The organism is Geobacillus sp., from assembly GCF_017515625.1.
Lineage (GTDB): Bacteria > Bacillota > Bacilli > Bacillales > Anoxybacillaceae > Geobacillus > Geobacillus stearothermophilus.
This window is the reverse complement of the sequence record NZ_JAFWFM010000153.1, coordinates 1-4,747: the sequence shown is the minus strand read 5'-3', so window position 1 is coordinate 4,747 and position 4,747 is coordinate 1. Positions and strand designations below refer to the sequence as shown.

5 protein-coding genes and 2 pseudogenes are annotated in these 4,747 nt (G+C 52.6%); 3 read left to right on the top strand and 4 right to left on the bottom strand.

Features of this window, described 5'->3' with window-relative positions:
* Window positions 1–251: hypothetical protein (locus IKE44_RS09270; RefSeq protein ID WP_287465710.1), on the top strand; the 251-nt coding region annotated here is incomplete at its 5' end.
* Between the two features lie 395 nt (window positions 252–646).
* The gene (locus IKE44_RS09265) at window positions 647–862 is read left to right on the top strand and encodes a hypothetical protein (RefSeq protein ID WP_033015115.1); all 216 of its coding nucleotides are present in this window, start codon (window positions 647–649) and stop codon (window positions 860–862) included.
* Between the two features lie 100 nt (window positions 863–962).
* On the opposite strand, the gene IKE44_RS09260 is transcribed toward IKE44_RS09265, so the two are convergent.
* The 3 genes and pseudogenes from IKE44_RS09260 to IKE44_RS09250 all read right to left on the bottom strand — a co-directional run.
* Entirely contained in the window at window positions 963–2,459 is a 1,497-nt protein-coding gene (locus IKE44_RS09260) for a carboxylesterase/lipase family protein (protein ID WP_287465708.1), read from the bottom strand.
* A 241-nt stretch (window positions 2,460–2,700) separates the two neighbouring features.
* Window positions 2,701–2,880 carry an RHS domain-containing protein gene (locus IKE44_RS13755; protein ID WP_121625796.1) on the bottom strand — a complete coding sequence of 60 codons (180 nt, stop codon included), beginning with the start codon at window positions 2,878–2,880 and terminating at the stop codon, window positions 2,701–2,703.
* 183 nt (window positions 2,881–3,063) lie between these two features.
* Window positions 3,064–3,474: pseudogene (locus tag IKE44_RS09250) on the bottom strand (transposase); the annotation flags it as partial.
* Here IKE44_RS09250 and IKE44_RS09245 point away from each other — a divergent pair.
* Window positions 3,457–4,446: pseudogene (locus IKE44_RS09245) on the top strand (IS701 family transposase); the annotation flags it as partial. The pseudogenes IKE44_RS09250 and IKE44_RS09245 sit on opposite strands and share 18 nt — an antisense overlap.
* A 191-nt stretch (window positions 4,447–4,637) precedes the next feature.
* Here IKE44_RS09245 and IKE44_RS09240 read toward each other — a convergent pair.
* Window positions 4,638–4,747: transposase (locus IKE44_RS09240; RefSeq protein ID WP_287464785.1), on the bottom strand; the 110-nt coding region annotated here is incomplete at its 5' end.

The following is a 4,747-nucleotide window of genomic DNA, read 5'->3' as shown; positions in this document are numbered from 1 at the left end:
GCGCAAACAGCGAATCCACGGGAGAAATGTGGCAGTTTTCCGTTCGTCGTCACCTTTCCTCTATCACAGGAAAGGGCGGACAATGGGTGGTGCACCCAGTGGATTCAAACACTTTTCTGTACAGGGTCCAAGCCACCATTAAGTATAACGTCCTGTTAAACTGTTTGCGCCTATTCTTCATTATGGGAAGAAAAGGGGGATTTTCATCCCTGGGTGGAGGGCAAACCATTGCCCATGGATCTTTTTTGTGAAACATTTTTGTGAAACATTAGATTGGAAAGCCCCTCATCTAAAAGTTTTAAAAAAATACAAGCCAGAAGATGCTCAAATGGAGGAAATCGATGAAATCATTGACGAATGCCTGGCAAAAATCGCAACGTATCTGACCTGATCTGATCGGCCTGGAGGCAACGGAAGAATGGAACGGTGTTGAAGGAAAGACTGCGTTTCCTGTCTTTGCAAGACAGCTGAATCGGAGGGCGGGGGCCAAAAAAATTCCCTGCCTCTACCCCTTTGCATAGATGGGGGAACGTTTCATCCTCCATCTGCTTGACGCTCCATGCCTCGGGCGCGGTATGATCATTGTCGTCCGCAGCCGAAATGCGTTACAATAGAAAGCAAATCGGCAACGACTGGAGGGACTTCAATGGCAAGACCGGACGAACGAGTCGTCATCGCGATTGACGGCTATCAATTCAAACGGGCGCGCGAGGCAAAGGAAGGGAAAATTTTCGTCACCTCGCCGATCGGGGCGAACTTTACGTTTGACATCAACGTCATGCGCAAGCTCATCGAGGCCATCGACCGCGACCCGGCGCTCGCGGAACAGTTCGGGCTTCCTTCCCGAGGGGCGAACGAATAAAAAGGAACGGCGGTTGGCCGTTCCTTTGTTGGTTTAGCGGAGAGAGGCCGAAGCTCCATTTTTTCCGCAGACGGCGGTGCTCCCTCACGAATCAAATCTTCTAGCGTCCTTGCCATGCCGCCCGCTCGCGGCCGAACGGGTCGTCCTCGACATGGCTGGCGGCCGAAAAGACAAAGGCCGCCTTGCGCTCGTTCGTATACGCCGGCCACGCTTCCGGCAAGTGAGCACCGTTCGGGTCTCCGGTGCGGGCAAACGAGAGCCAAGCGTAATGCATTTCATTGGCGATCGCCTCGCGCTCCGGCCGGTTGCCGACGAAATTCGCGACGCCCGGCTGATGGAGATTGTGAAACACAAACGGCAGCTCGAGCGCGTGGCATGCTTTCAGCTGGCCGCCGAACACCGGCGTCTCATAGTCAAAGCGGTACATGTACACATCCGCCCCTTGCGCCGCTTGGGCGTCCGCCGTCCGCAGCATCCCCTCGACAAATACGCGGTACGTCATGATGCGAAGCCACGTTTGCCAAGTAGGCTCCGACGGCTCCGCCGTTTCTTTGTAATAGCGGATGGCCTCTTCTGGCACCGGCCCGACTTCCCGGTTGATTCGGTCAAGAAGTTCCTTTTCGCCAAGCTTTGTCCATGACGGATCCGTCAAGGTAAACAAGTTGTACTCGTCTTTCGTCACGCCGATGAGAATCGGAATGCCGCTGGCCGCCCCGTAGCGGAGCGCTTCGATCGGATGGCGGCGCAATACGCGGCCATCCACCACCGGACCGTACATGACCCCTGGACCGAGCGACAGCGCCGCCCGTAGCAGCTCCTCGGCAGGAATCGACAACAGCCGTTCGCGGTCGCCCGGACGGATGCCAGCCTTATCAAGAATGCGTTCGGTCATCGCCATCGCGGTCTCCGGCGAACGGAGAAGAAGCGATCCCGAACCGCTTTGCAACATGGCGCGCCGAAACAGCCCGCTGGCCTCCGGAAGCGACAACAGCACGCCGACGCTCGCCGCTCCGGCCGATTCACCGAAAATCGTGATGTTGTCCGGATCACCACCAAACGCCGCAATGTTCTCCTTCACCCAGCGCAGCGCCGCCACTTGGTCCAAAATGCCGAGATTCCCGGCTTGCGCGTACGCTTCGCCGAACGAATCACCGAGATGCAAAAAGCCAAACACGTTCATTCGGTAGTTGATCGTCACGACAACGACATCGCCGTGTTTCGCGAACGCCGTCCCGTCATACCACGGCGAAGAACCCGAACCGAACAAAAAGGCGCCGCCGTGAATCCAAAACAACACCGGGCGCTTCTTCCCATCCGCCGCCGGCGACCAAATGTTCAAGTACAGCCCGTCTTCGCTCGGCGCCTCGCTCATCCGCCCGAGCAATCCGCTGAAAATCGGATCCGACGGCTGCATCACGACAGGACCGAACGATGTCGCCTCCCGCACCCCATCCCACGCATCGGGCGACTCCGGCGGCAAAAACCGGCGCTCACCGACCGGCGCTTTCGCGTACGGAATTCCTTTCCAAACAAAAACGCCTTCATTCATTTCCCCGCGCAACCGTCCGTACCTTGTTTCAACAACGGTTCGCTCCATCCCCATACCTCCTGAATATTCAAATGATTCAAGAAATATTATAAACCACCACCCCTCCCACGTCCATCGTTTTGCACCCGCATGAGAGGTGCTCATGCCGCTTCGAAAAGAGAGATGCCTCGCCCATGTACAAAAGTAAAGATAGCCGCAGCCGAAGCAGTGAACACCATGAAGGAGATGATTCGAGGCGCGATCACGCCAAAAACATTTTGTTTAAGTCACTCCATGCATGGTATCAAACTCAAGCCCCCAATGTATACGGATTTCCCGGACTGCCGCCAATGCCAGCGCGCCGGTTCACAATGTTGCCCCATGCGTCATACTCGTATTGGACAACGACATTTCCGCTTGCGTCCGTCAATGCCACGACATCTCCATGACCGTTCAAATGATAGTAGTAAGTGGCTCCGCCTTTCGTCATCGTGACCGGGTGGCCCAATGCGTCCCATGTATATTCCGCTGTGATGATGTTGTTGGCGTCTGTTTCAGCCGATAAACTAAGAAATACGTATCATCCCCTAAAAACAGATCCATGATGCCAATCCTAGCATCATGGATGCTCATTAGTTAAAGAAATGGACGATCCATTCCATATCTTCCAACTATAACACATAATAATCACATCGCTTTCGTTACACCATTCTCCTATGATTTGACGTTCTTCCTCCGTCAACTTCTCTAGGCATTAGCTCAATAACCGGCAAACGTAACGAACATTTCCGTGTTTCTTGCCCCCCTTTGTCCACATATTTGCGACAACGTTCTAACACATCGGTAAACAGCTGAATGACATGAAAATAATCCACCACATGTGTCGTCTCTGGGCAAACCCCTTGAATCGCTTTTTTCATCGCTTGGGACCCAATCGCTCACGACACACATGAGTCCATGCACGTCCAATGGCTTCCTGTTCTTTCCTGCTTCACTGGCATACACTTCTCCCGGCATCCATGATCGCCACTCCGTAGTCATGCCCTTTTCGAAAAGCAAACTCATTTTCACGAAAAGCCCTTGGAACGAGGAAAGGCTGTTTGAGAAGCTTCAAGAACGGGTTCTTCCCCAGATCGAACGCCTGGCCAAACGGACCCCAATCAGCCCCTTTTCCTTTCGATGGATGATACGATTTGCCAAAAAACGAAGCCTTCGTCACGGGCAACGCACGTCATTCAAGGATGTGATTGTCATGACTCCCATAAAGATCATCAAATGGTCTGGGGGCATTCGCTCGTTTGGCTGATGGTGCACACCTTCACGCAAGCGTTTCCGTTCGCGTTCCACTTGTATGACAAAAAGGTGGAAACCAGCAAAATGGACCTGGCAATCGAGATGCTTTCCTTGTTCAAAGGGAAACGGGCTCGTCCGATGTATGTGCTTATGGATTCATGGTATCCGTCCAAGGAACTCATCGAAGCCTGCCTGAAACAGGGATTCCATGTCATCGCCATGCTCAAGACGAACCGGATTCTTGATCCGAAAGGCATCGCCATCCAAACCAAGTCGTTGGCCCGCTATATCAAGCCTCAAGCCCCCGCCTCGTCACGGTGGGTCAGGAGCGTTACCGCGTGTATCGCTATGAGGGGTCGATCCATGGCCTCGATGACGCGGTGGTGCTGCTGGCTTAGAAGGCGGATCAGCCGATGACTCCGGACCATCTCCGTGTCTTCTTGAGCACCGATCGGGAGCTTAGCGACGAAGACATCTCGCGTTACGATGCCCAGCGTTGAACGAGCGAATGCGCTTTCCAGCAGGCGAAAGAGCAACTGAAGCTAGATGGATACCGCGTTCGCCATGTTCGGGCGGTGAAACGGTATGGGGCAGTGGTGCTTTAGCCTGCGTGTACAGCATTGCCGAATCCCAACAAACCCTTTCCGCTGGGCTGGAGTTGCTTCGATCGCGGAAAGGCCACAGCATCGTCGAGTTCATTGATAACACTGCGAAGCAAGATATTCCCATTGATGCGATCAAAAAACAGCTCCATGTCGCCTAAGGAGTACCCTGTTTACCTCTTATGACATGGAAATTATTATAATGAAAAATACTCATCTACAGATAAAAAAACTATTTAAAACATTTCTATATTTTGTTAAAATTATATAAAAGATTTTGTTCAATCAATTTTAAAGTAAAAGGTGAAAGTGTAAATGAAGGGTTCATCACCAAAAGTTGTACTTGCACCTGTCATGAAAGTATGTTAGCTGTTTCTAGCCGAACCCGCAATGCAAAACGCTGGATATTTCTGTATCCGTATCCCCGACGTTTCATCAGCTTGATCTTGTTATTTGTTCCCT

Bases quoted from the DNA above. Each gene is read 5' to 3' on its own strand.
- IKE44_RS09265 (WP_033015115.1), top strand. From the start codon at position 647: ATGGCAAGACCGGACGAACGAGTCGTCATCGCGATTGACGGCTATCAA.
- IKE44_RS09260 (WP_287465708.1), bottom strand. From the start codon at position 2,459: ATGGAGCGAACCGTTGTTGAAACAAGGTACGGACGGTTGCGCGGGGAA.
- IKE44_RS13755 (WP_121625796.1), bottom strand. From the start codon at position 2,880: ATGACGAAAGGCGGAGCCACTTACTACTATCATTTGAACGGTCATGGA.